Origin of the sequence: Erysipelothrix urinaevulpis (assembly GCF_009828835.1) — a bacterium.
GTDB lineage: Bacteria > Bacillota_I > Bacilli_A > Erysipelotrichales > Erysipelotrichaceae > Erysipelothrix > Erysipelothrix urinaevulpis.
Genome location: NZ_WTTB01000001.1, coordinates 129,828 through 155,512, shown reverse-complemented (window position 1 = coordinate 155,512; position 25,685 = coordinate 129,828). Strand labels below are relative to the sequence as shown.

Sequence of the window (25,685 nt, the reverse complement as noted above, 5' to 3'; positions counted from 1 at the left end):
GTTTCTTATTTCTCCAATATTTTTGTGCGATATGCTTCATATGTTTTTGTGGGTATATGAGCATATTGAGCTTTTAATTTTCCAGTTCCAAATGCTGTTTCTGACATAACTGCAATGGGTGGCATTTGTATTCTTTTGTAAATCGACCCGTATAATTGACGAATAACCCAATCAAGATCCTCAATAAATAATTGCGGATCATCAAGCCCGTAAACCTTTAAGTAATCTCCAAAATCTGTATCATAAATAGTGCCATTATCATACATTTCAAGGAGTTTTTCAACATCGTTTTTTAATATGAAACTCAGGAGATGGTCGTGGTATCCCCATTTCATTGGGTCTGTTTGATCATCTCTTAATTCAGCACTGGGTGCAAAGTCCCATTCGATTTTTTCTTTCGAAATTTTTGCGATTAAGTTGTATGGAATTATTTCTTGTTTATAGTCATTGTTTATTGCTTCTGCAATTGCTGAGACTTCTAATTTAGTCAAATCTCCCAGAATTGATAACGCACCAATGGCATCGCCATACATCGTTGCATAGCCAAACGCTGATTCTAGTTTATTCCCATTATTCATGATGACACCATTTCTTACACTTGATATCGACATAAGAATATGACCACGAAGTCTAGCTTGGATGTTTTCATAAGCTAAACCTTCTGAGGCGTCAATTCCAGCGACGTCAAGGCTTTCTAACGTAACCTGAGCCAACTGTTCAATCGGAACTTCTAAAAGTTCCACAGAGAGCGCACTCGCCATCTTTTTAGCATTATTTTTACTGGTACTTTGATTGTACTTACTTGGCATTGTGACAGCCAAGACCCGCTTGTTCCCTAAAGCTTTACTTAGTAAACCTAACGATACCGCGCTGTCCAAACCACCTGAAAGACCAACAATCCACATCGGTTTAAAAGGAAATATCTCATCATCATACCAACGAATTAAAGATAACAAAGCATTATAATGATGAGCATCACACTTCTTCTGTCTTTCAATCGCATCAACATCAACCACAACAGCCTCTTCTTCAAAGCAAGACGCAATTTGAACTCGACCGATTTCACGATCAAAATAAAAACTCGCACCATCATACACAAAGACATTGTTTCCCGTATTTTGCATCCCAACGTGATTCACATAGAGAACTTTTTCCTCATAAGATTCAACTTTTTCTAAACGCTTTTCTTCAATGCCTTGATACCAATAAGATGAATCAATCACAATGTTTAAATCACTGGGCACAGGAATGAAATCATCAAAATAACTAAAGCTAATTTTTCTCCCCTTTAAAATTACCAAATTTTGATTGGGACGGTGTAAATCATAATACTTAGATTCACTATGATAAACAGAATCGTTGAGACTTCTTTTGTATATTTTTTTAATTTCTTGATGACGACAAAAATGAATACACTCATAGAGTTCATCATCCAAATAATCTAATCCCCCCCATACGATCGCAAAGTCAGTACTCTCAACTCGTATCTTTTCTTGATAGTATAAGACATCTTGAATGAGATACTTATTCTCAATTCGATCACCATGCATTGTACCTAATAAAGCATTCCTAGGAAAAACTAAAATTTCAACATCGTTTTGAGTTTGTTGAATTATTTCCATCATGCTCAAATAGTTTGCTTTAACATCTAATGCTTTGACTCTCATTTGTGCTATTTTAATCTTCATGATGGCCTCCTCTTTGCCTGAACGACTCATAAGCAAAAACAGTACAAGCACCTACTGTACTCAACGATGTTTTAGCATTATAGTCAATTCGAACCGTATCATCACATGAATCCCTAACCACTCGAGACAAGCCCCTTAATGCTCCCCCTAATACAAAACAAGAACGTTTAGGAATGACATAGTTTTGTAACGAAGTACTTTTATCATCACGATGAGCTGCAATCATACGAACATCCAGTTGTTTAATCTTGTTTAAGTCCTGCGCAACATCCTCCGACTGCAACCACCACAATTTTTCACTGGCTCCTGCACTGGCTCTAATTAGTTTTGCCTCATGCACGTAAAAATCATAATCAGAACTAATAACACCATCAAACCCCAAACTATGAACCGTGCGTAAAACCTCTCCTAAATTAAACGGGTCACGCAATCCTTCAACACACATCAATGCCAAATTTTTGTCATGATCCAAAGTCTGAATTGAATCTGAAATACGCTTCCCACACTCAATCGCATACCCCCCATGACTCGTATTGTCTGCCAAACGATCAATTTCCTCACGACTCAAATAATCAATCCTCATACCATTCGCAATTCTTAAAATATACGCAACATCTTTATTACGCATATCCTTAAGTAATATAACTCTTTTAATTTCTCTTTTTTTATTCTCTATAATAGCTTTCACACTAATTTTACCTGATACGATCATACACTTACCTCACTTCACCTTTTCATTATACACTACAGTAAAAAAAAAGAGCCTTTTAAACTTGAAAAAAGGCCCATCCACAATATAAAATTAACAAATCAAGAAACACACCATTCAAACCAACTAAATTCAAAACATGATTTAATTGTGGCCAAACAAACCAACCCATACGCTGAGCAACTATAAACACAAATAAGAGTGATAAAACAACCTTACCAAGCCAACGATTATTTTTCTTTTGACTTGGAGCCATTGAGTGACCAATGACCAATAAAATTGTAAACCACACAAGATCCAAAATAAACATGAGCCCTCTAGGCATAAATCTTGTCAACAATTGTAGTAGCAAAGCACTTGCTATGATCGTAAACAACACTGTCCAATAACGCTTCATAATCTCAATTCCCTTTCTTATTACCACATCGAATACCAAGCATTATACCCATTGCTGGTATAAAACCTGAAAACACCCACGTTAAACTCCATAAATTTTCTGGTACTCGATTGTACATAATCGTACCAAACAACGGATTCACCAAAGCATACGATAACCAAATCGATTGGTATGATCGAAACATAAAGAAACCCCAACTGACCACAAAGACCAAGACAAGTGCCATTGTAAGTCCCGTTAACACTTTATCAATCCCTAACAAGAGTTGAGGATTTCGATTTAACCCAATCATCAATAAGTAAGTTACCCCTGAATAAACCACAAGTGCATAGACTCCACTTGATAAAACCTGAAAGATAACAGGCAAATCTTTGGTATATTTAGCGAGTGGATGGCTGAAATTAAACATCAATAAATGGATAAATCCAACAATCAAGTACATCCCTATCACTAAGACTGTCGTTCTTTTAATTTTGTTTTTCATTGACTCACCTCGTATTAGTTTATATTATACACTTTTTTTAGTGGTTATGAACATGCTATCTCCAAAAGAGAAGAATCGATACGACGATTCAACGGCGTGCTTATACACATCCATCGTTTCTTCATAACCGGCAAACGCACTCACTAACATAATTAATGTTGATTTAGGCAAATGGAAATTCGTAATAATTGCATCCACTGCTTTGAATTCATACCCAGGATAAATAAAAATTTCACTATTCCCCTCACAGGCCCTAAATTCACAATACTCTGTATAAATCGTTTCCAAGGTACGAACACTTGTTGTCCCAACAGCGACAATTCTTCGGTTTTCTACTTTGGCTTTATTCAAGACATCGGCTGTTTCTTGCGACATCATATAATGTTCTGAATGCATTTTATGGTCAAAGACATTATCAACTTTAACAGGTCTAAAGGTCCCCAATCCAACATGCAATGTAATTTCAGCAATCTCAACACCCTTAGATTTTAAAGCCTTGAGTAGGTCATTCGTAAAATGTAACCCCGCTGTGGGTGCTGCAGCACTACCATCCACTTTTGAATATACCGTTTGATAACGTTCTTTGTCTTCAAGTTTTTCATGAATATATGGAGGAAGCGGCATTTCACCCAGTTCATCAAGAACTTCCAAAAAGATCCCTTCATAGATAAACTCAAACATCCGAATACCTTCCTCTTTAACAGCCAAGCATTTTGCTTTTAAACGACCATCACCAAAGGATACAACCGTCCCAACTTTCACTACTTTCGCATTACCCACTAAACACTCAGCGACATCATCTTGAACTTTCAAAATTAAAACTTCAACATGGGCACCTGTTTCTTCTTTGGTCCCAAAGAGTCGAGCCGCTAAAACACGTGTATTATTAAGAACTAAAATATCGCCTGAATTAAAATAATCCACAATGTCGTAAAAGTGTTGATCCAGTATTTTATCGTCATGCATGACTAATAACCGTGATTCACTTCTATTTTTGCTGGGTGTTTGGGCAATTAATTCTTCTGGTAAATCAAAATCAAACATATTAATATCCATCTTTATTCTCCTTCAAAATAAAAAAGACGAAAAATTCGTCTTTTACCAACCTGGATGATCTATGGAATCAATGCCATAACGCGCATAGACTTCATCACGTAACTCAAGTAAGCGATCCTCATCAATCGCATCTCGAATATCTTCCATGAGTTTTAATAAAAACCTAAGGTTGTGAATGGACAAAAGACGCATTCCAAACCCTTCATTTGCACGAATTAAGTGTCGTAAATATGATTTTGTATAATGAGTACATGCTTCACAATCACAATTTTCGTCCAATGGACTCAAATCATATTCAAATTTTTTATTCTTGATATTCACACGACCTGTTGATGTCATAGCAGTACCATGACGTGCAATTCGAGTGGGCAATACACAATCAAACATATCAACACCTCGAATAACACCTTCAAATATTCCAGCGACATCACCAACCCCCATTAAATAGCGAGGTTTATTTTCAGGCAAATGTTTTACGGAATAATCAATCATCTTGTACATTACATCTTTTGGTTCACCTACCGATGTTCCACCAATAGAATATCCTGGAAAATCCATATCAACTAATGTCTTTGCTGACAGTTCACGAAGATCTTCATACTCTCCACCTTGAACAATACCAAACAAAGCTTGATCATGAGGACGTTGATGAGCATCTTGTCCTCTTTTAGCCCAACGAAGGGTACGTTCTACACTTTTTTTCATGTAATCGTGATCTGCTGGATAAGGTGGACACTCATCAAAACTCATTATAATATCAGCACCTAAATCATTTTGAACTTGAATTGATTTTTCTGGTGTTAAAAACAGCTTTTCACCGCTTAAATGACTTCTAAAATGAACTCCTTCTTCTTCAATGGTACGAATTTTACCTAAGGAAAACACTTGAAAACCACCACTATCCGTTAAAATTGGTCCATCATAATTCATAAACTTATGCAACCCACCAGCGTGCTTCACTACACTTTCTCCTGGTCTTAACCAAAGATGGTACGTATTGCTTAAAATAACTTGTGAGTTCATATTTTTTAAATCTTCTGGGGATAAAAATTTAACACTCGCTAAAGTTCCAACCGGCATAAACATAGGTGTTTGCACTGTTCCATGAGGTGTTTCTATGGAACTACGACGTGCTTTACATTGACTCGATGTTTTTAAGATTGTTTGTTTTAGGGGTTGTGTCATACTTAGTCTCCTTTCCGACTTGCTCGTTTTCTATCATGACTCTTCAAGAATCGTTTTCTTAATCGTATATTTTGTGGTGTCACTTCAACAAGTTCATCATTACGAATAAACTCAAGTGCATATTCTAACGTCAATGGGATGGGTGGCGTTAATTTCATCGCTTCATCTCTTCCTGAACTACGCACTGCAGTTGCTTTTTTATTTTTTGTTGGATTGACTTCCATGTCCATATCTCGTGCAGATAACCCAACAATCATGCCTTCATAAACTTCAGTTTGAGCACCAATAAAGAACTCTCCTCGTTCTTGTAAGTTAAAGATTGAGTAGGTCATGGATACACCATTTTCAGTCGAAACCATTGATCCTTGTTTTCGTTGAGGGACAGCACCACGCATTGGTTCATAATCTTTAAATTGACGCACCAAGGTCCCTTCACCATGAGTCATGTTAATAAAACGACTTCTAAATCCAATGAGTCCACGAGTTGGCGCTGACCATGTTTGGTGAGTCATACCTTGAGTTTCAACCATATCAATCATTTCTGCTTGGCGTAACATTAAGTCAGAAACCACTGATCCACTATAATCATTAGGAACTTCGATATGAACTTCTTCAATCGGTTCATACTTACGTCCATCAATTTCACGAATAATAACTTGGGGATTACTGATTGCTAATTCATAGCCTTCACGACGCATATTTTCAATTAAAATCGTCAAGTGTAATTCCCCACGCCCTGAAACTTTAAACTGATCAGCTGAATCAGTTGCTTCAACTTTTAATCCGACGTTAACTTCTAATTCTCGTTCTAAACGTTCCTTGATGTTACGAGATGTTACATATTTACCATCTTGCCCTGCAAAAGGTGACGAGTTAACACCAAAATTCATCGACATCGTCGGTTCTTCAATGACAATTGGCTCCATTGGTAAAATAGCATCTGTTTGACACAGTGTGTCACCAATCGAAACATCATCAAGCCCTGATACCATCACGATATCACCTGAATAGGCGACTTCTTTCTCTACACGGCTAAGACCTTCATAGGTGAATAATTTTGAGACACGTTTGTTGACGGTATTTCCTTCGCCATCAACAATCGCAACCATTTGTCCTTTAGAAATTTTCCCTTTATAGATACGACCAATTCCTAAACGACCAATGTATTCATCATAAGCTAGGGATGAAATCTGTAGTTGCAATGGTTCGTCTGTGTAATCTGGGTAACTATCAGTATGTTCTATGATTGTATCCAGCAATGGAATTAAATTATCACTGCTTTCTTCCATGGATTTTTTAACCATACGTTCTTTCGCAATTCCATAAAGAATTGGGAATTCTAATTGTTCGTCTGTTGCATCAAGCTCCATAAACAATTCATAAACAAGTTCAATAACTTCTTCAACACGTTTATCAGGTTTATCAATCTTATTAATCAGAAGAATTGGTTTTAAACCTTCTTCCAATGATTTTCTTAAGACAAATCGTGTCTGAGGCATTGGGCCTTCTGCACTATCCACAAGCAAAATAACAGTATCCACTGTTTTAATAATACGTTCGACTTCAGAAGAGAAGTCAGCATGTCCTGGAGTATCTACAATATTGATTTTATAATCATTGTATTCGATACTACAGTTTTTCGAGTAAATCGTAATTCCACGTTCTCTTTCTAGATCATCACTATCGATGACAGTACTGGTTGCGCCTTCTTTTCCGTTAATTAAATCTTGTGATGCTAATAAAGCATCAACCAGTGTACTTTTTCCTGCATCAACGTGTGCAATAACTGCGATGTTTATAATTTTTTTCATATTTTATCGACTCTCTTCCATTAACTGGTTTATTATACATGAATTCATTCCAAAATTATAGTTTTTTGTTTCAAAGCCTTGACTTTTTTACAAATAAAGCCTATATTAATTAGTTTTTACTTGGATTTTTAGCAAATGGAAGGACTTCTCCTTCTTGAATTGTTGTGATGAGCGGCCCATCTTTTGTAATCGCTAAAGTATGTTCATATTGACAACTTAATCCGCCATCAATTGTTTTCGCTGTCCAACCATTCGATTCAATTTTGGTGTAACGACTCAATTCATTCACGATAGGTTCAATGGTGATGACCATCCCTTCACGCAATCGGGCTCCTTTACCTTCAATTCCCGTAAATGGAACCATCGGATCTTCATGAATTGTTGGTCCTAGACCATGACCTGAAAAGTCTAAAGACATATGATAACCATACGGACGAATATGGGCATCCATAACGGCTCCAATATCACCCACTCGATTTCCAACAACCGCTTTTTCTAATCCAAGATACAGTGCCTCTTGAGTCACTTTCATCATTGTATCGACTACATCATGTTTTTGGTTTCCTACCTTATAAGACCAGCAAGAATCTGACAAAAACCCATTCAAATCCACACAAAAATCAACTTTAACTAAATCACCATCCTGCAATTTTTTATTGGTAGGGAAGCCATGACACATTTCATCATTCACACTACAACACGTTGCAAATTCATAGCCCTCATACCCAATTTGAGCAGCGGTCCCGCCATTATCTTCAATCATTTTATGAACAAAACGATCAATGTCAAACGTAGTTTTTCCCGCTTTAATAAACGTCCTTAGTGCTTCATGAATTGAAGCAAGTAACTTTCCTGATTCATGCATTCCTTTAATTTCACGTTCTGATTTAATTGATATCATTTCTTTTCCTCATTTCTGCCTACTCATTATCACATGCTTTGTCACGCTTATCAACACAACCATGACGAGTACAAAACAAAAAAAATACCACAAACAAATTGTGGTCATCAGTTTATTAAACTTATCAATGAAAAATTAACACACTCACCACCCTAAATAATATGCATTCGCAAACATTAAGGCCATAATAATAAGAACAATAAAAAAATTGAGTGGATTCAATATTTTGTTTTTGATTCTTCTTATCATTTAATCCCCCATTAAAAGTGTGATACCTTAAGCATTTTTTGTAATTTACATGAATCCCCAATAAGATCTGTAATAACTACCAACCTTCTATCACGAATTCTTCGACATAACATCTCAATCATGCACATTGTTTACCAAGAATACAGTGCTCTTAGTCTAACGGTTTATTATATCAACATGAAAATATTGTGTGGGTTTATTAACATGGTTACCATCGACTAAAACTTATGATGTTATACGAGCTGTATGCTAGAATCTAAGACATAATAAATAAAAGTTTTGGTACTTTTTTCTGAATGATTAGGTCGACAAGAAATAGGATTAGCTTTTTATAAGAGAGTCATTGATAACCAAGGGCTAGTTATCCCACGACTGATTCATAAAAGCATTTCTTGTACATTAATTGTACACTCAGGAGCAAGATTTCCCGAAATGCCTAATATAGTTGTTTAGTAATTCTTTACTATGCTTTACTATTGTATCCCCATCATTTTTTTTACAAACCTAAGGTAGCACGAATAAAATATATCACACAAATGGTTATAATACAATGATACCTATGTTATATAAGTATAGATTGTTAAAAAAAAAAGGATTTTCATCCTTTTTATGATAAAACTCCCTTTGTACTGCATGCTAATTGAACAGTACGCTCAACGGTCTGAACGGGCAATCCCATGAAATAACGTTTTCCTTCACCAACTCCAATGGCTGAATTAGCAGAAACTCGATTACTTTTGCGGGTCACCTTCCACGCTGAATCAAAACTTGTTACCGTCGTTGCAGATGTTAAGGCTTTAGAAAATGTCCCTGTATACGAGAATGTACCTTTCACAACCACAGACCACAATATTTTGTTTTCTTTATTATAATAATTGACTGTTTTACTTCCAGATTTAGTTTTTGCTGCAGCACGACTCATCACTGCATAGATAGGATCTTCTTCTATAATTATTTCAATCCAATCCCCATTTTCTAACGTTTCAACTGTCACATTTTTCTGTGGTTCTTCTAATGCTTCCACTGACTCAGTAAGAACAGGTGCACACACTAATACCATTAATACAAAAACAAATAACACTTTAACAATTTTCTTCATCTTATTCTCCCTCCACAATAATAACTTCACGATCGATAAATGCACGCTCACTTTCGAAATGATTTCGTAATACGATATAGAGTCCAACAAACAATGCAAAGACAATAAAAGTAAGAATATACAATTTGAACTTATGTCCCTTAGGAACATCTTTGAAACCGCCCGCAGCTAAATAACCGTTCGCTATTTCATCAGTTGTTCCATATTGTTCGACTAAATCTTGGTATGTCGCATCATTTCCATGAGCTAAGATAATCGTATTCTTAAAGTCTTTGATATATGCTCTACCTTCTTTATTTAAGTATCCAATTTTTTGTTGGAGTTCTCTTATAAACTTATTCATGTGCTTCCCTTCCACTCTTGATTAAACTATCGATTGCCATATAACCCGAATAGAATTCATTGACAAGGTGTTCTAACTCCTCAACACCCTCTTTTTCAATTTTGTAATAAACCCTTATTCTACGGTTAATTGGAACTTCATAGCTACTAATCATCTTCTTCTTATTTAACTTATAAAGGATTGGATAAAGAACCCCCTCTTTAATCTTAAAACTTCCATTACTTTCTTCTTCAATCATCGATGAGATTCCGTATCCATAGTTATCTCCTCGTTTTAAGACACTCAATACTAGAAGATCAAGTGTGAAAAAAGAATTATTTCGACTCATACTATCACTCCTTATGGTGCGCTTTCTCTATAAGCTTATCAATCTTTATTATATACATTTAATCACACTTGTCCAAGACAGCAAACAAAAAAAGACACGACTGTGTCTTTTGGGTTAGAGATTTGAGGCATCAATGATTGATTTAAGAATCTTAGCTGATTCTTGCAGTGCTTCAATTTCATTGGAACTGTAAGGAACTTCGACTGTATGTTTTATCCCACTTCGTCCAACTACTGTTGGAACTGAAATATAGACATCGTCAATGCCATAATCTCCTTGAAGTAGACTTGAGACCGTTAAAATCGAGTTTTCATCACGAAGAATGGCTTGAACAATCCTTGTGACTGCCAGGGCAACTGCATAATTTGTATACCCTTTTCGGTCGATAATTTCATAAGCTGCATGCTTAACATCTGTTGTAATCTTATCGGCCATCTCAGCATTAAACTCAATGCCCATATTACGGCAATACTGATCGATAGTTAGTCCTGCAATGGTTGTTAAGGACCACGTAGCAATTTCACTGTCTCCGTGTTCTCCGATAATGTTAGCATGAATATTGCGAGCATCAACATCAAACTTATTGGAAAGCATTGACTGGAAACGAGCAGTATCTAAAACAGTCCCTGATCCAATCACACGCTCTGCTGGGAATCCTGATAATTTATACGTCACATGCGTCAAGATATCCACTGGATTTGATACGACTAGCAAGATGGCATCAGGATTATATTTCACAATGCTTGGCACTAATTGTTTATAAATCTCAATATTACGATTCACTAAGTCAATTCGGGTCTCGCCTGGTTTTTGAGCCAATCCAGCTGTGATAATAACAATATCTGATCCTGCTGTGTCTGGGTAATCCCCCGCTTTAATATTAACCGGCGAAACAAACACCTGACCTTGTTCTAAATCCATGGCCTCTCCGACCGCCTTTTCATGATTAATATCAACAATAACAATTTCAGATGCTATGTTGTGATTCATTAAAGCAAATGCAGTTGTCGAGCCAACAAAACCTGCTCCAATAATAGAAATTTTATTTGTCTTCATCTTTACATCTCCCTTATTCTATACATGTAATATAACATGGATCTCATAATCTTTCACTTGATTTAATTTATCCATTCGCTATGCTTTATGTAGGTGATAAAAATGGAAATTTTTAATAAATTCTACAAACGTTCAATTCAAGAAAGACGGCAAATAATTATTGATACATTCAATCATGCCGATTTATTTTCATCCCTTCATCAAGATACTTATGACAATATGATTGAAAATGCAATTACAACCTATGAAATTCCTTTCGGAGTGGCCCCAGGTTTAATCATCAACAATAAATCCTATGTCATCCCCATGGCAACTGAAGAACCTTCTGTCATTGCAGCACAAGCCAATGCAGCAAAAATCATAGCAATGAATGGTGGCTTAACTGCTAAAGTTATCAACAAAGATATGATTGGTCAACTTGCCTTCTACAACCCCAAAGAATCATTTGAATCTATTCTAGAAAACGAACTCGAAGTTTTATTTAAAATCGCAAACGATGCAAAACCATCGATTGTAAATAGAGGCGGTGGTCTTAAAAAAATAACCTGGGACACCAAACACAGTGACAACAACGGAAGCTTTTTTATAATCTATGCCAGTATTGACACCCAAGAAGCGATGGGTGCCAATATTGTTAATACGATTATGGAAGCCTTAAAAAATCATCTTGAACCTCTTTTTGAACAAGAGGCAACAATGGCAATTTTAAGTAACCTTGCTGATGAAAGCCTTGTTGAAGTTGAATGCATTCTTGATCCTTCAACATTAAAAAACTCAGAGACAATTGCTGATAAAATCCAGGAAGCAAGCGCCTTTGCTCAGGTGGATCCTTACCGCGCAAGCACGCACAACAAAGGAATCATGAACGGCATCGATGCCTTAACCTTGGTCAGCGGAAACGACACCCGAGCCATTGAGGCAGGCGTCCATGCCTATGCTGCACGTTCTGGATATTACAAAGGATTAAGCCAATGGCAATCTATTAATGGTAAATTGCACGGCACGATGACCCTTCCCGTATCCGTTGGAACAGTTGGAGGAACCATTAAGCTCAATCCAAAAGCCCAATTAGCCCATGAAATACTTGGCCGTCCTACCAAAGAAGAACTCATGATCATAATAGCTGCTGTGGGTCTAGCACAAAACTTTGCTGCACTTTACGCACTAACAACAGACGGGATTCAAAAAGGTCACATGGCCCTTCAAGCCCGTGCACTTATTTTGGATTGTGGTGCCACTACTTCAGAATTAGATGTTCTTTTACCAAAAGTTAGAAACCTTAAAAATCCCGATAAGAATACAATTATGAGCTTACTGGATGAGTTAAGGCAATAAATCATAACTTTTATTAGACTTCACGAAACAAAACTACCCTTAAGACAGTACATTTGCTATCATAAGAGTAGTTAACAAAAGGAGTATTCTATGAAATCAAAAATCGATCCAAAGCACCTCAGTGCTGCTTTAGCTGCTTTTTTAGTCTTAATAACAACACTTTTATTTTATCTTGCCATTGTAAAATTCCCTTCAATCTTGAGTTTTGTTCAAACATTATTAAGGGTGTTTCTCCCCGTCACAACAGGTCTTGTCATGGCTTACTTATTTAATTTCTTTCTTGTTTTATATGAAGAAAAGTTAATCAATCGATACAAATTAACCCACACTATCAAACGAACCATAGGCCTCATTCTAACTTATGTTACCGTATTCCTTCTTGGAGCCCTGTTTCTTCGTTTTATTCTTCCACAATTATTAGATTCACTGACTGGAATTATCAACGATATCCCTACTTACATTCGAGATGCCAGTGCATTTGTAAATGAAATAACGGATAAACTCGATATAAGTGATCAATTCAATACCATGATTTTAGAAAAAGTGAATGAATTTGTATCCTACCTCATGAACTTCTCAGCTAACCTTATCCCAATGATTGCGAATTTAGGTCTAAGAATAATTTCAAGTATTTGGAACATTGTCATTGGCCTTATCATCTCTGTTTATTTATTAGCTGACAAAGAACGCTTTCTTGCCATGAGTAAAAAATCAACATATGCCCTGTTTCCTTTGAAAATTGCTGATCGTTCTGTTGAGCTTGTTCAGTTAGCCGATGATATCTTCGGTAACTTCCTCAGTGGAAAAATACTTGACTCTGCAATTATTGGTGTTTTAACCTTTGTTGTCTTATTGATATTTAAAATGCCTTATGCACTTTTAGTCGCCTTTATTATTGGTGTCACCAATATCATTCCTTTCTTTGGACCCTTCATTGGTGCAATTCCCGCATTTTTTATCATTTTATTTGTCTCAGGACATAAAGCATTTATCTTTTTGATTCTCATCTTTGTTATTCAACAAATTGATGGAAATTTCATCGGACCTAAAATATTAGGAGATTCTCTAGGTATCTCTGCATTTTGGATTTTGTTTTCAATACTAATTGGTGGAAAACTCTTTGGTTTTCTGGGGATGGTCATAGGCGTTCCTTTATTTGTCTTCATTTACACAATTGTTAAAGAAATCCTAGAAGACAGACTTGCGAAAAAGCAACTCCCCACCGCCACAGATGATTATCGCTAATTCAAACTAACTATGGATAGTACTACAAAAAAGTCGAGGTAACATAAATTTGATGTTGCATCGACTTTTTTATTTTTTAAAATATATATCTTTTTTTACCACAATCGAACCGGGTGTATTCATCAAACTGTTTAAATACTCATAGTAAGCACCTGGGGTGATAACTCCACTCATCTGAAATAGTTTCATCCCTGTCCTTTGAATTGTTTCTTCAACCAATAGAACACAATTGGTTGTGAAAACATTATACGTTTTAAACGGTTCATCATTAAACTTTCTAAATTCAACATCTTCACTATAATCCAAGAGATGCGTTAAATGAAACTCTTTATTTTCATCCTTTTCTACAGGATAATCAAAAACATGTGAGCGATCCAACATCCTTTGAATCGTACTTTTCATCGCTTCATTTTGATCATCATCCAATTCACAAAGGAAACGAACTACCGTTCCACCATGATCGACCGAAAATTGAGCATAATCTTCTTCTTTAATGACAATGAGAACACCATCGCCATAGGCCATTGTTTTTGCTCGATTGTATTGATCATGTGCACCATAAGAATATATTTTACCTTCATAACCAAAATCTAAATGCCCCATACGGTTATAGCCTTCATCTTTTGCATAGACATAAATTGAGATATAGGACCCACGTGTTGGTATTATGGTATCTTCAAAATTTTCTGGATGTTCTAAAACTTCTTTCCTTGCACGTTTAACCAAAAAATTCGGAATCATTGCCGCTAAGAATACAGGCGCAGATAAGCGGATACTAGCATCCTTTAGAAAAGCGACACGTATGGAAGACAGTATTTGAACCAAACCAAAATAGATTGTATAAATAGCAATTTGTAAATTCACCAGTAGAAAACGATTTAAGCCTTTACTCAATAATATTGAAGCCATAAGAATATTCAATATTAGTTTCAACAAATGAACAATTTTTTTATTTTGCTTTGTTTTGAAACGAATAAATATTTCTAAACCATGAACTGCTGCATTAAACAATGCCCAAACACCAAAGAACCTTGCAATAAATCGCATGAGAAAATAATCATCTTTTAACGAAACAGAAAAGAGAACAAAAGCTCCTAAACTAATCAAAAAATCGACACGATCTTTTTTCTTCCATGTTCTAACCATAAAGACAAGAAATGTTAAAAAGAATGTAACTTTAATAGCAGTCGTTAAAACAGTTGGTAGTAATTTTTCTTCATAGATAAACAAGAATCCTAAAACAATATAAATGACACCTAATGCAAATTGTCCCCCCAAATATATTTTTTCATTTTTTAAATGATTTTTAAACATATCATTACCTCACGTTAAGATTATACATTATTCTTGCAATATATGTTATAAAACGGTATTATATAGCTAACAACTTGTACAATTAAGTAGGTTGTTACTGCACATCAAATGAGTTCGTATTTTATGATTTCCTTCTTAACCACGGATTAAAATACGCCATTGGATGCGCACTATCTCTCATAAAAGGAAAGCATCGGCTTTCCTTTTTATATGCACAAATGTATACTTTGTCTTAATATTTGATATAGTATAACCATGGAATTTACAAGAAGATTATTAGAGTGGTATCACGAAAATAAACGTGATCTCCCGTTTAGAGAAAACCAAGACCCTTATAGTATATGGGTGAGTGAAGTAATGGCACAACAAACACAAATTGCAACCATGACACCTTATTTTAACCGTTGGATGGAAGTTTACCCAACAATTGGAGATTTAGCAGGTGCGAACATCGATGATGTTTTAAAAATGTGGGAAGGTTTGGGCTATTATCGACGTGCTCGTAACCTTCATAAAGGTGCAATTTTCGTCATGGAAAACTTCGATGGGAAATTACCTGCAAATAAAAAGAAACTCATGGAAATACCTGGCATTGGTGATTATACTTCGAGCGCAATTGCCTCAATAGCATTCGAATTACCTGAAGTTCCAATTGATGGTAATGTGAAGCGGGTTATGGCTCGATACTTAAATTATACTGAGAATGTTAATGCACGAAAAGCCCATAAAGTATTCGAAACGTTCTTAAAAGAACGCCTCAAGGCTTCAGGCGCTAACCCTAACGAGTTTTCACAAGCGTTGATGGAATTAGGTGCTTTAGTTTGTACACCTAGTAATACAACCTGTGAAGGATGCCCATTTAAAGAAATGTGTGCCTGTTATCGTGGAGAAGTCACAACTCAAGTTCCCTTTGTTCCAAAAAAGAAGCCGGTACCAAGCTTTGATAAATCCGTGCTCATCATCAAGAACCATGATTCCATTTTAATGTCTAAAGACGATTCGGATGGACTTATGGAAGGTCTTGTTCGATTACCACAGATTGATGGGCACACTGATAATCAACCCATCACAAAACTACGACATGTCTTCAGTCATCTTGCCTGGGATATTAATGTATACAATCAAAACTTACCTATAAACTTTGAATTTGAAACCTACTGGGTCCCAATCAAAGACTTAAGTAAATTGACGATTATAACAGCACATCGAAAAATCTTACAAAAATTAGACCTATTATAAAAGGCAGAACAATCTAAGTGATTGTCCTGCCTTTTTTGAATAGTTATTCTTATTAGTTAAAATTGTATTCTGTAACGATTTTTTCTCGACCAGTCATTTGGTCATTGAAATATTCATGACAGCAAATTCCTAAGTATGATCCTGAGATATTAAAGACGTTCTCAATACCATTTCCTTTTAATGCCAATAAAGCATTGTAGCTTCGTTGACTTGAACGACAGTGAACATACACTGGTTTATCTGTTGGAATTTCATCAATTCGATCTCTAATTTGACTTAGTGGAATATTGACAGCATTAATTAAATGACCTAATGCATATTCATCTTCTTCACGAACATCAATAATAAAGGCTCCCGATTCAACAAGTCCACGAACTTCATCAACACGAACTTGTTCAAAGCGACCATAAAGTAAGTTTAGTCCAACTAAAGCTGCATGGTTAACAACATCTTTAGCTGTTCCAAATGGTGGAGCATAACATAGTTCTAATTCTTTAAGATCTTCCAATGTTCCACCCATTGTAATCATGGTTGCAATGACATCAATACGTTTATCTGCATTACCTTTACCAATTGCTTGAGCACCAAGAATTCTTCCCGTTGGGTATTCATAAACAAGTTTGAAGTGCAATGGATTACTATCTGGCATTAAACCAACTTTGTCACCTGGAATAATATAAACAATGTCATAAGGAATTCCTGCACGTTGTGCTGCTTTTTCGTTTAAACCAGTTGCTGCAGCTGTTTGGTCAAATACTTGCACAACTGAAGAACCAATAACTCCTTTGTTATTATGTGGAATACCATACATATGATCTGCTGCTGCACGTGCTTGGCGTTGAGCAGGACCTGCAAGTGGAAGGCGTGTTACTGAACGTGTAATTGAATGGAAAACTTCAATTGCATCACCCACTGCATAAATATCTTTATCACTTGTTTGGTAATGGTGATTTACTTTAATACCACCTGTTTCACCTAAATCTAAATTAGCTTGTTTTGCTAATGTTACTTCAGGATGAACCCCAATTGCCATAACAACTGCTCCTGTTTCAATGGTACGACCTGAAGCTAAGGTTACGGAATCTTTCGCAATTGAACTCACGGCATCACTTAATACTAACTCAATCCCATGATCAATCATTTCTTTATGTAAGATTTGAACCATGTCCAAGTCGAATGGATTCATAATTTGATCCATTGCTTCAACCAAAGTAACATCTTTACCTGCTAACTTAAAGTTTTCAGCAACTTCAACTCCAATAAAACCACCACCAACAACTGTAACATGTTGAGCATTATTTGCTTCAACATAAGCTGTTAATGCTTTAATATCCACAACATTTTTTACGATAAATACATTTTCACCATCAATACCTGAGATACTTTTTGGTAAAATTGCGTTAGCTCCTGGTGCTAAAACTAATTTATCATAACCTTCTGTAGACTCTTCATTTGTTAATACGTTTTTAACAGTAACTGTTTTTGCTTCTTTATCAATCGACACGACTTCTGTGTTAACACGAGCATCGATATTGTATTGATTTTTAAACACAACTGGATCCATCAGTACCAAATCATCACTTGAAGGGATAATTCCACTTAAATGATAAGGCAAACCACAGTTTGAAAAGGATACATTAGGTCCACGCTCAAACATAACAACGTCTGCTTGTTCATCAATTCTACGAACACGTGCAGCAACTGATGCTCCACCAGCCACGCCACCAACAATTAAAATTCTTTTTGACATATTTTCCTCTTTTCTATTGATTCAATTTCTTTGAAAGACGATTACCTAAGACTCCACCAATAACCATAACAACCAAGAATACCCATCCTGATAATGAAAGGTTAGCAATTGGTGTATAAAGTGCTCCAACGTTACAGCCATTCGCCAAACGAGTTCCAAGCCCCATTGTTAATCCACCCATAGCAAATAACAATGCATCTTTTAAGCTTAAATTCATTTCTGACATAAAGGTTGTTTTAAACTTACCTGAAGTTAATAAGTAAATAACAGTTCCAACTAAAATACCAAAGTTTTGAACATTAATTGGATGAGCAAAGAATGGATTTGTAAAGGCTTCTGCAGGAACTTTACTAAAATTAGAAAGTGATTCTGCTGAAAAACCAAACCAAGTTAACGCTTTTCCAAACCAGTGTCCATAAGGAGTTGATGCTCCCCATCCTGCTCCAGTTACACCCATTAATAATGTAAATAGAATTGCAATAACAACAGCACCCGTCTTTAATGACCATGCATTAACAAATAAACGATCATACAATCCTTCACTTGGGAATGTGTAGTCTTTCTCTACTTTATAATCCGTTTGTGCATCTTGCATATTTTCAATAAAATGACCGGTATATGTACCATCTTTTTTACGTTTTGCTTCATACATGTTACTTAAAACAACAACTAATCCGCAAAGTACTGCTGTTAGAATTAAAGCACCAAGGTATCCTTCCAAACCATCCCATTTAAAAAGATCTGGCAAGAATACTCCACCCGCTGTTTTTTCTCCAATTGGGCTTGTAAACCATGAATTAGCAACCCATCCTTGTTGTTGTAATGGGAAACCAACAAACACTCCCATACTAAAGAATATTAAAGTTACTAACGCACGTGGTAATGCTGTAACAAGGTCTGTAAGAACGCCTGAAGCACAGCATGATGAGAATGCCATCCCAAAACCAAAGAGCACACCACCTACAAGTAGTCCACCATTAATTGGGTTGACCCATAAACCTAATTCAGAAGGGTCTTTAAATAACATAAATCCAACAGATAAAGCTGCTGTAATAAAGAACATAAACATTAAGGTCTTCATTAACTTTGTTGAACCTGTATCGGCAGCACGGTTAACACTACCCGCAAACCCAGTGTATGCACGTGTCAGTGTATACCCAAACGCCATCCCCATAACTAATCTAAAAAACAACATTTCTGATGCTAAAAATCTTTTCCCCAGAACAAGACTTAAAGCAATTACAACAAAACCGAATAAATTTTCAGTCTTTTTCATAACTTCCTCCTCTTCTCTCTACACTGTAGAGTAATCCTCTTCACACAGATACTTTAACAAATTTTCACACTTTTACATCGTTTTTTCACAAACTTATGAGTCTATTTACCCCAATTATAGTCAATTAGGCTGTTATTTGACTAAAAATAGGTTCGGTTTGTGAACATAGTTATTCCATTCACATATAGAACGATATTCCATTTCTCTCATTTAACAATCAATTGATTGGTATTATCATTAATACGAAATCGTAATAAAAAAGGAAGGTATTGTTGAATCACTTCCTTTATCCTTTTATAAAAACCATTTAAATTTTCTTACTTCATACGTTCATTCACAAGCTTCATCAGTGTAGGACGGTTTTCATACTCATCTTTCCATTTTTTGCACAAAATAAATTCTATATCATCCTCAAGATTTAAAGACTTAATTTGATCAAAGTATGTAAGTACTTCTTTATACTTTACTGTTCCGCCACCCTTCGAAACTTCAAAGTCTAAAGTATTTAAAAGCATCTTTGATAAACCATTTGATTCAAGTGTCGTTATCTCATCCCAATATAAATCTAGAATTTTAATACTTGTGTTGTTTAACAATTCTTTCTTAAATTTTGATTTATTGTTTTTCATCAAATACTCTAACTTTTCTTGATACTCCATTTCATTCACTAATGCTTCTTCAACTTTAGAAAAGTATAATTCAGGTAATTGCTCTTTAAACCTCGCCAGTGTAAATGGATTGACAAAGATGTAAGAAGACGACTTGTTAATCTCATTAACGACCTTTTCATATGATTTTTCTTCTATTAGTATCGCGATCTGTCTGTTTACAATTGCTTTTTTATGCGATGGATCAAGGTCGTGATGTAGAATTTTCTTTATCATTTTTAATTGATCGTTATTTGACATCATATCAAATCGTATCCTGTGATAGAGAATCGTCGGACTACTTGGAAACATCCTATAAATAACTTCCAGAATATTATCATCATTAACTAAATTGGAGTATTCCAAAATCTTTTCCAAGTATAGTTCAGTGTTTTTCTCTTTTTCTTTTAACAATTTTCTTTCTTTATAGTTTATACAATGATTAATTAACGACATCATATAGCCATCATGTTCACTTTGTTTACAAATTTGATCAACAACTTCAAGCAGGATAGTCTCTGAAACTTTATTCCCTTTTGGATTTTCCAAAATTGTTTGATTAATAGCATCCATATAAAGTATCACAAACTCATAATTTTCCACAAGGTCGTCTTGATCCTTATATTTTTGAACAAATTCTAATAACATAGATTTAATTGGATTTAATGCAATTTGATCAAAAAAATCATTCAGTGTAGGGAGCAAGACAATAAACTCAAGTAATTGTCTAAACTCACCAAAAAAGATTTCTTGATTATAATCTGCATAATTTGTTATTTCATTGAACCAATCATGAATTAAATACACAAACGAATCCGGTATATAGGGACTCTCATTAAGTTCATCCACATATTCATCATTAAATAGTTTTAACATCTTTTCAGCAATCGAATAATTTCCGTCATATTTAGATTGTGTGAGTTCTTCCGCATACATCTCAAGAATATCTAATACACCTGGATTATCTGATGATAATAAAGCTATGAAGTTGATTAAATCTTCACGATTTAATGTTTCTGAAGTCTTGATAATTTGACTCATCAAGTCTTCATAATTTTCTTGTGTAAATTCTTCGGGATCTTCCAATTCTTTCATTAAGATAATCGCTGTTTTATGGACACACATTGCCAAAGACCCACAAGAGCAATAGTCTTCTAATTCTATATAATCAATCGTTACATTGTAGTCTTGATCATCTTTTACAATTCCACGCGTTTCATTTTTATCATCAACTATAATTTCTACTTTATCATTTTCAATTAACTCAAACGCTTTTTTGTTTATCATTTCAGAAATATTCATCATTTTTCCTCCATCAATTATAGTTTAACAAAATTTCCATATAAAAAAACAGAATCTTGATGATTCTGTTTGGTTAATATATCAAACTAAAAGTAATTATACCGCTTTTAGAGCTTCTACTGCTATCATTACAAAGTTTAGAACAAACAGTGCTGCACTTCCATAAATAATAGGATGAACTTCTTTCGCTTTTCCTTGAACAACATTCACAAGGATATAGGCTACAAATCCAAAAGCAATACCATTTGAAATACTATAACTTAACACTGTCATGATGACGGTAAAGAAGGCTGGAATTGCAAGTTCAAAGTTACCCCATTCAATATCTGCAAATGATGCACTCATCAAAATACCGACAATAATCAACGCAGGGGCTGTAGCTGCCGAAGGCACTAAACTGATAACTGGTGCAATAAGAATACTTAACAAGAACATTCCTGAAGTAACAACTGCTGTTAAACCAGTACGACCACCCACTTCAATTCCTGCTGAACTTTCCACAAATGTTGTAACGTTTGAAGTACCAAAAACAGCACCAGCCATTGTAGCAAATGCATCTGCAAATAAACCACGTTCTAAGCGTGATGATAAACCACTTCCTGTTTCCATGCTTTCTTGTTCTGCTTCATCAAAGATACCTGAACGACGGCCAGTTCCAATGAATGTACCGATTGTATCAAATGTATCCGTTAAACTAAAAGCTAAAACAATTGGAATAATTTTTGTTAATGAATGATTTTTAAAAAGACTGACGATTCCTTCTGAACCCAACGCCTTACCAAAAATTGACCCAAAGTCCTTAAAGACTGCTGAATAACTAAGTCCTGATGATAAAGATGCTTGAACATCAACTACTCCCATCGGAATCCCAATGATTGTGGTAAGAATAATACCAATTAGAATTGCACCTTTAACATTCTTCAACATTAATACAATTGTAATGGCTAAACCAATCAACGCTAACAATACATTTGGATTCGTAAAATTTGTTAATGTAGGAACAGCTCCGAATTCAATAAGATTAACATTTAACATTCCAATATATGCAATGAAGAGTCCGATTCCCGCACCAATTGCTTGTTGTAATGTTTCTGGAATCGCTTTAATTAAATGCTTTCTAAAACTTGTAACGGTAATAATAATATTTAAGATACCACACACAAAGACAAGTGCAAGTGCTTCAAAAGGTGTATACCCATTTAAAATTACAACTGTATATGCAAAGAATGCATTCAACCCCATACCTGGAGCTTGCGCATACGGTAAATTAGCAAAGACCCCCATAATCATTGTTCCAACAACCGCAGCAAAAATCGTTGCAATATAAACACCATTAAATGGTAAACCTGCATCGGATAACACCAATGGATTAACAAATAAAATATACGCCATCGTAAAGAAAGTGGTGACCCCCGCTAATACCTCTTTCCCAACTGTCGTATTGTACTCCTCAAGCTTAAAGAATTTTTTCATATTTTCTCCTCTCCTATAGCTATCTGATTCAATCAACCAAATAAAAAAAGATCGAGGGGAAAACGATCTTAAGTTCCCACCACGATAGTCGATCTATTTACGGTAGACCGGTAGATACTACTTTGCCATATTCAAAGTATTATATTTGGTTATTAAATACAGTATTAGTATAGGGTATATGAAATCTTTGTCAAGCGACATAACCATTAGAACTTAAATAAAAACTACTTACAAATGAAGTAGTTTTTATAGATTATGCTTTTTATTCTTTATCAAATTTTAACGGTTTTAATAATCTTAAACTATTTAAGATAACCAGTATAGTACTTCCCTCATGACCCACGACACCAATTGGTAAATTAATTTTGTCAAAAAAGTTAGCAAATACTAATAACGCAATGACACTGAATGAAAATATGATATTCTGTAGCACGACTTTTCTTAAACGTTTAGACAATTCAATCGCATAACGAATACTACTAATATCATCTTGAACCAAAATGACATCGGCTGCCTCCATTGCAATGTCCGTTCCACTTCCCATTGCAACACCAATTGAAGCATTCGCTAAAGCAGGTGCATCATTAATTCCATCACCCATCATAATTACAGTACCGAATTCCTCTTCTAGGTCTCGTATTATCGTTGCTTTTTCATCAGGAAGTGCTTTTGAGATGATGCGCTGGGCTCCAATTTTCGTACCAATGTTATTCGCTGTTTCTTCATTGTCTCCTGTTATCATGATGGTTGCTATTTTATTTTTATTTAACCATTGTACTAATGCTTTAGAATCTTCGCGGACTTCATCTATTAACCCAAGGACACCAATCATTTGATCCGACTGTTGAATATAAACAATACTTTTCCCTTCTTGGGCCCATTGGTGAGCTTTCTCAACAATTTCATCATCAACATGATCCATGTATTCTATTTTCCCTATTTTATAACGAACATCATGATATGATCCTGCAACACCATGACCAGCTTTTTCTTCAATATTTTCAGCTGATGGACGTTCATTGATTTCAAAGGTTCCTAATAAGCCTGAAACAATCGCACTTGCTAAAGGATGTGTTGAATATTGCTCAATTCCAATGATTGCTTTTGAAATTTCAACTAAATCCTCACGGTTGAAATAATAATCTGTTAAGGATGGAATCCCTTGTGTTAAGGTCCCTGTTTTATCAAACGCTACCGCTTTCGCATCCATCATGTTTTCGAAATGAACGCCACCTTTAACAAGAATCCCACGCTTTGCACCATTTGATATTGCAGATAATGTTGCTGGTGTCACCGAGGCAATCAGGGCACATGGTGAAGCAACCACTAAAAGAATCATACCTCGATAGAAAGCATCTTGAAAACTATGCCCCATAAATAACACAGGAATTGCAATAACTAAAGCAACAACAATTAATACAATTCTAGCGTACTGATCTTCGAGGTTATCAATAAATCTCGCAGTTTTTGACGGATAATTTTGAGCATCATCTACCATCTTTACAATTTTTTGAATGAGGGTCTCACTGACTTCACTGTTTACATCAATGGTAAGGGGAGCACTAACATTTAACGTTCCCCCAAACACTGTATCTCCTGGATTTTTTTCAACAGGTAATGATTCACCGGTAATTGCAGCTTCTTCAATACTACTGGTTCCTTGAAAAATCATACCATCAATCGGGATCGTTTCTCCAACTGCAACAATTACCTTATCGCCTATTTTAAGGTCGTTCACATCCACAACTTTACTTTCGCCATTTTCTAACAACACAGTTGCTTCGGTAGGCTGCAATTCCATTAATGAACGGATTTCTCGTTTACTGCGATCTAATGTTAACTCTTCCAACGCACCTGACAACGAGAAAATAAAAATTAGAACAGCTCCCTCCATATAATAACCAATCAAAGAGGCTCCAATTGCTGACAAAATCATCAACAACTCCACATTCAAATGTTTATTCTCAAAGGTATCTAATAACCCTTCTTTGGTTTGCTGGTAACCTCCTACAATAATTGCCATGACAAGTAAAATGGGTTGATTCCAAAAATACCCCATTAACATTAAAATACCACTCATGATTGTTTCTTTAAAACTCATTAAATCTTGTTTAGTCATGTCTTCCTCCTCATACAATATTGATAATCATTATCACTACCAATAGTATAGCATAATTTAGACAAGAATAAAGAGAAGTACAAAAAATAATTCAGCATCATGAAGATTATATTTCGGAAAATGAAATTATATAATTTTAGGGTATAAAAAAAGAGAATCGCTTGGTTTACAATCCTCCTTAGTTAATTCATAAAAATCTATTATTGAATTGGTATATAAAAATCTACGTTTCTTTGCTCTTTACTTGATGGTTCTTCCAGATACATTTCAAAGGGAGGAGCATCTCTTAACGTATACTCTTCTTGAGTAATCCAATCACGATACACATTTTCCCATGCCTCTTTATATTCTTTCGGACTCAAATTAAGATGCACAACAGCATATTTCCCATGAATCATTTTCTCAGTAATCTCATCCTCCAAATTAACAGGATTATTGTTACTGCATGTAAATGCGACACTGGTCCTTAGATTATCTTGATCCGTAATATATGGATTATCATCATAAATCGTTAAGACCTTCGACACTCCTTCAACAACTATCTCATGACTCATACCAAACGAATATAATCGTTTAAACATTTTAGATGCTTGTTTTCTAAAATCTTTATAGGCTCCTTTGTGTCTTAAATAAATTATCCTAAATTCAATTTCTTCAATACTTATCACTGGTTTCATAA

Annotated in this window: 22 protein-coding genes and 1 riboswitch; of the genes, 3 read left to right on the top strand and 19 right to left on the bottom strand. The window is 35.3% G+C overall.

Going from position 1 to position 25,685, the window contains the following annotated elements; all coding sequences use genetic code 11:
* Nucleotides 1-5 precede the first annotated feature (5 nt).
* The 12 genes from nadE to GVV10_RS00735 form a co-directional block, all read right to left on the bottom strand.
* Nucleotides 6-1,688, bottom strand: coding sequence for an NAD(+) synthase (gene nadE / locus GVV10_RS00790; RefSeq protein WP_159518566.1), 1,683 nt, complete (start codon nucleotides 1,686-1,688; stop codon nucleotides 6-8).
* On the bottom strand, nucleotides 1,678-2,400 hold the full coding sequence (locus tag GVV10_RS00785) for a TrmH family RNA methyltransferase (RefSeq protein ID WP_159518564.1): 723 nt from the start codon (nucleotides 2,398-2,400) through the stop codon (nucleotides 1,678-1,680). Before GVV10_RS00785 ends, nadE begins: the two co-directional genes overlap by 11 nt.
* Nucleotides 2,401-2,455: 55 nt before the next feature.
* Nucleotides 2,456-2,794, bottom strand: coding sequence for a hypothetical protein (locus GVV10_RS00780; protein WP_159518562.1), 339 nt, complete (start codon nucleotides 2,792-2,794; stop codon nucleotides 2,456-2,458).
* A 4-nt stretch (nucleotides 2,795-2,798) separates the two neighbouring features.
* Complete coding sequence (locus GVV10_RS00775; RefSeq protein WP_159518560.1) at nucleotides 2,799-3,278, bottom strand: hypothetical protein; 480 nt, start codon at nucleotides 3,276-3,278, stop codon at nucleotides 2,799-2,801.
* A gap of 24 nt (nucleotides 3,279-3,302) precedes the next feature.
* The gene (gene queA / locus GVV10_RS00770) at nucleotides 3,303-4,334 is read right to left on the bottom strand and encodes a tRNA preQ1(34) S-adenosylmethionine ribosyltransferase-isomerase QueA (RefSeq protein ID WP_159518558.1); all 1,032 of its coding nucleotides are present in this window, start codon (nucleotides 4,332-4,334) and stop codon (nucleotides 3,303-3,305) included.
* Nucleotides 4,335-4,376: 42 nt separating this feature from the next.
* Entirely contained in the window at nucleotides 4,377-5,519 is a 1,143-nt protein-coding gene (gene tgt, locus GVV10_RS00765; RefSeq protein WP_159518556.1) for a tRNA guanosine(34) transglycosylase Tgt, read from the bottom strand.
* Between the two features lie 2 nt (nucleotides 5,520-5,521).
* Entirely contained in the window at nucleotides 5,522-7,330 is a 1,809-nt protein-coding gene (typA, locus tag GVV10_RS00760) for a translational GTPase TypA (RefSeq protein WP_159518554.1), read from the bottom strand.
* Nucleotides 7,331-7,439: 109 nt separating this feature from the next.
* On the bottom strand, nucleotides 7,440-8,231 hold the full coding sequence (gene map / locus GVV10_RS00755; protein WP_159518552.1) for a type I methionyl aminopeptidase: 792 nt from the start codon (nucleotides 8,229-8,231) through the stop codon (nucleotides 7,440-7,442).
* An 856-nt stretch (nucleotides 8,232-9,087) separates the two neighbouring features.
* Nucleotides 9,088-9,579: a hypothetical protein gene (locus GVV10_RS00750; protein ID WP_159518550.1), complete on the bottom strand. Its 492-nt coding sequence runs from the start codon at nucleotides 9,577-9,579 to the stop codon at nucleotides 9,088-9,090.
* 1 nt (nucleotide 9,580) lies between these two features.
* Nucleotides 9,581-9,922 carry a hypothetical protein gene (locus GVV10_RS00745; RefSeq protein ID WP_159518549.1) on the bottom strand — a complete coding sequence of 114 codons (342 nt, stop codon included), beginning with the start codon at nucleotides 9,920-9,922 and terminating at the stop codon, nucleotides 9,581-9,583.
* The gene (locus GVV10_RS00740; protein WP_159518546.1) at nucleotides 9,915-10,250 is read right to left on the bottom strand and encodes a PadR family transcriptional regulator; all 336 of its coding nucleotides are present in this window, start codon (nucleotides 10,248-10,250) and stop codon (nucleotides 9,915-9,917) included. The genes GVV10_RS00745 and GVV10_RS00740 overlap by 8 nt, the downstream gene beginning before the upstream one ends.
* A gap of 114 nt (nucleotides 10,251-10,364) precedes the next feature.
* On the bottom strand, nucleotides 10,365-11,306 hold the full coding sequence (locus GVV10_RS00735; protein ID WP_159518544.1) for an L-lactate dehydrogenase: 942 nt from the start codon (nucleotides 11,304-11,306) through the stop codon (nucleotides 10,365-10,367).
* Between the two features lie 102 nt (nucleotides 11,307-11,408).
* Here GVV10_RS00735 and GVV10_RS00730 point away from each other — a divergent pair, with 102 nt between their 5' ends.
* A complete protein-coding gene (locus GVV10_RS00730) occupies nucleotides 11,409-12,641 on the top strand; it encodes a hydroxymethylglutaryl-CoA reductase, degradative (RefSeq protein ID WP_159518542.1) in 1,233 nt (410 codons plus the stop codon).
* A gap of 90 nt (nucleotides 12,642-12,731) precedes the next feature.
* Nucleotides 12,732-13,886 (top strand): AI-2E family transporter, encoded by a 1,155-nt coding sequence (locus tag GVV10_RS00725; RefSeq protein ID WP_159518540.1) that lies wholly within the window; start codon nucleotides 12,732-12,734, stop codon nucleotides 13,884-13,886.
* A gap of 69 nt (nucleotides 13,887-13,955) precedes the next feature.
* Here GVV10_RS00725 and GVV10_RS00720 read toward each other — a convergent pair whose 3' ends face one another.
* Complete coding sequence (locus tag GVV10_RS00720; protein ID WP_159518538.1) at nucleotides 13,956-15,200, bottom strand: hypothetical protein; 1,245 nt, start codon at nucleotides 15,198-15,200, stop codon at nucleotides 13,956-13,958.
* 357 nt (nucleotides 15,201-15,557) lie between these two features.
* Here GVV10_RS00720 and GVV10_RS00715 point away from each other — a divergent pair, with 357 nt between their 5' ends.
* A complete protein-coding gene (locus GVV10_RS00715; RefSeq protein ID WP_236261838.1) occupies nucleotides 15,558-16,439 on the top strand; it encodes an A/G-specific adenine glycosylase in 882 nt (293 codons plus the stop codon).
* Between the two features lie 52 nt (nucleotides 16,440-16,491).
* On the opposite strand, the gene GVV10_RS00710 is transcribed toward GVV10_RS00715, so the two are convergent.
* The 6 genes from GVV10_RS00710 to GVV10_RS00685 form a co-directional block, all read right to left on the bottom strand.
* The gene (locus GVV10_RS00710) at nucleotides 16,492-18,189 is read right to left on the bottom strand and encodes an FAD-dependent oxidoreductase (RefSeq protein ID WP_159518534.1); all 1,698 of its coding nucleotides are present in this window, start codon (nucleotides 18,187-18,189) and stop codon (nucleotides 16,492-16,494) included.
* Between the two features lie 13 nt (nucleotides 18,190-18,202).
* Complete coding sequence (locus tag GVV10_RS00705) at nucleotides 18,203-19,465, bottom strand: YeeE/YedE family protein (protein WP_159518532.1); 1,263 nt, start codon at nucleotides 19,463-19,465, stop codon at nucleotides 18,203-18,205.
* A 317-nt stretch (nucleotides 19,466-19,782) separates the two neighbouring features.
* Entirely contained in the window at nucleotides 19,783-21,417 is a 1,635-nt protein-coding gene (locus GVV10_RS00700; RefSeq protein WP_159518530.1) for a hypothetical protein, read from the bottom strand.
* 93 nt (nucleotides 21,418-21,510) lie between these two features.
* The gene (locus GVV10_RS00695) at nucleotides 21,511-22,887 is read right to left on the bottom strand and encodes an NCS2 family permease (protein WP_159518528.1); all 1,377 of its coding nucleotides are present in this window, start codon (nucleotides 22,885-22,887) and stop codon (nucleotides 21,511-21,513) included.
* 64 nt (nucleotides 22,888-22,951) lie between these two features.
* Nucleotides 22,952-23,054: riboswitch (purine riboswitch) on the bottom strand.
* A 95-nt stretch (nucleotides 23,055-23,149) separates the two neighbouring features.
* Nucleotides 23,150-25,006, bottom strand: a complete 1,857-nt coding sequence (locus GVV10_RS00690; RefSeq protein WP_159518526.1) for a heavy metal translocating P-type ATPase — start codon at nucleotides 25,004-25,006, stop codon at nucleotides 23,150-23,152.
* Between the two features lie 200 nt (nucleotides 25,007-25,206).
* A complete protein-coding gene (locus tag GVV10_RS00685) occupies nucleotides 25,207-25,683 on the bottom strand; it encodes an AraC family transcriptional regulator (protein ID WP_159518524.1) in 477 nt (158 codons plus the stop codon).
* Between the last annotated feature and the right edge of the window lie 2 nt (nucleotides 25,684-25,685).

Bases quoted from the DNA above. Each gene is read 5' to 3' on its own strand.
- GVV10_RS00785 (WP_159518564.1), bottom strand. From the start codon at position 2,400: ATGATCGTATCAGGTAAAATTAGTGTGAAAGCTATTATAGAGAATAAA.
- GVV10_RS00750 (WP_159518550.1), bottom strand. From the start codon at position 9,579: ATGAAGAAAATTGTTAAAGTGTTATTTGTTTTTGTATTAATGGTATTA.
- GVV10_RS00720 (WP_159518538.1), bottom strand. From the start codon at position 15,200: ATGTTTAAAAATCATTTAAAAAATGAAAAAATATATTTGGGGGGACAA.
- tgt (WP_159518556.1), bottom strand. From the start codon at position 5,519: ATGACACAACCCCTAAAACAAACAATCTTAAAAACATCGAGTCAATGT.
- map (WP_159518552.1), bottom strand. From the start codon at position 8,231: ATGATATCAATTAAATCAGAACGTGAAATTAAAGGAATGCATGAATCA.
- GVV10_RS00725 (WP_159518540.1), top strand. From the start codon at position 12,732: ATGAAATCAAAAATCGATCCAAAGCACCTCAGTGCTGCTTTAGCTGCT.
- GVV10_RS00735 (WP_159518544.1), bottom strand. From the start codon at position 11,306: ATGAAGACAAATAAAATTTCTATTATTGGAGCAGGTTTTGTTGGCTCG.
- queA (WP_159518558.1), bottom strand. From the start codon at position 4,334: ATGGATATTAATATGTTTGATTTTGATTTACCAGAAGAATTAATTGCC.
- GVV10_RS00715 (WP_236261838.1), top strand. From the start codon at position 15,558: ATGGCACAACAAACACAAATTGCAACCATGACACCTTATTTTAACCGT.
- GVV10_RS00705 (WP_159518532.1), bottom strand. From the start codon at position 19,465: ATGAAAAAGACTGAAAATTTATTCGGTTTTGTTGTAATTGCTTTAAGT.
- nadE (WP_159518566.1), bottom strand. From the start codon at position 1,688: ATGAAGATTAAAATAGCACAAATGAGAGTCAAAGCATTAGATGTTAAA.
- GVV10_RS00740 (WP_159518546.1), bottom strand. From the start codon at position 10,250: ATGAGTCGAAATAATTCTTTTTTCACACTTGATCTTCTAGTATTGAGT.
- GVV10_RS00690 (WP_159518526.1), bottom strand. From the start codon at position 25,006: ATGACTAAACAAGATTTAATGAGTTTTAAAGAAACAATCATGAGTGGT.
- GVV10_RS00685 (WP_159518524.1), bottom strand. From the start codon at position 25,683: ATGAAACCAGTGATAAGTATTGAAGAAATTGAATTTAGGATAATTTAT.
- GVV10_RS00745 (WP_159518549.1), bottom strand. From the start codon at position 9,922: ATGAATAAGTTTATAAGAGAACTCCAACAAAAAATTGGATACTTAAAT.
- GVV10_RS00710 (WP_159518534.1), bottom strand. From the start codon at position 18,189: ATGTCAAAAAGAATTTTAATTGTTGGTGGCGTGGCTGGTGGAGCATCA.
- typA (WP_159518554.1), bottom strand. From the start codon at position 7,330: ATGAAAAAAATTATAAACATCGCAGTTATTGCACACGTTGATGCAGGA.
- GVV10_RS00700 (WP_159518530.1), bottom strand. From the start codon at position 21,417: ATGATGAATATTTCTGAAATGATAAACAAAAAAGCGTTTGAGTTAATT.
- GVV10_RS00695 (WP_159518528.1), bottom strand. From the start codon at position 22,887: ATGAAAAAATTCTTTAAGCTTGAGGAGTACAATACGACAGTTGGGAAA.
- GVV10_RS00780 (WP_159518562.1), bottom strand. From the start codon at position 2,794: ATGAAGCGTTATTGGACAGTGTTGTTTACGATCATAGCAAGTGCTTTG.
- GVV10_RS00730 (WP_159518542.1), top strand. From the start codon at position 11,409: ATGGAAATTTTTAATAAATTCTACAAACGTTCAATTCAAGAAAGACGG.
- GVV10_RS00775 (WP_159518560.1), bottom strand. From the start codon at position 3,278: ATGAAAAACAAAATTAAAAGAACGACAGTCTTAGTGATAGGGATGTAC.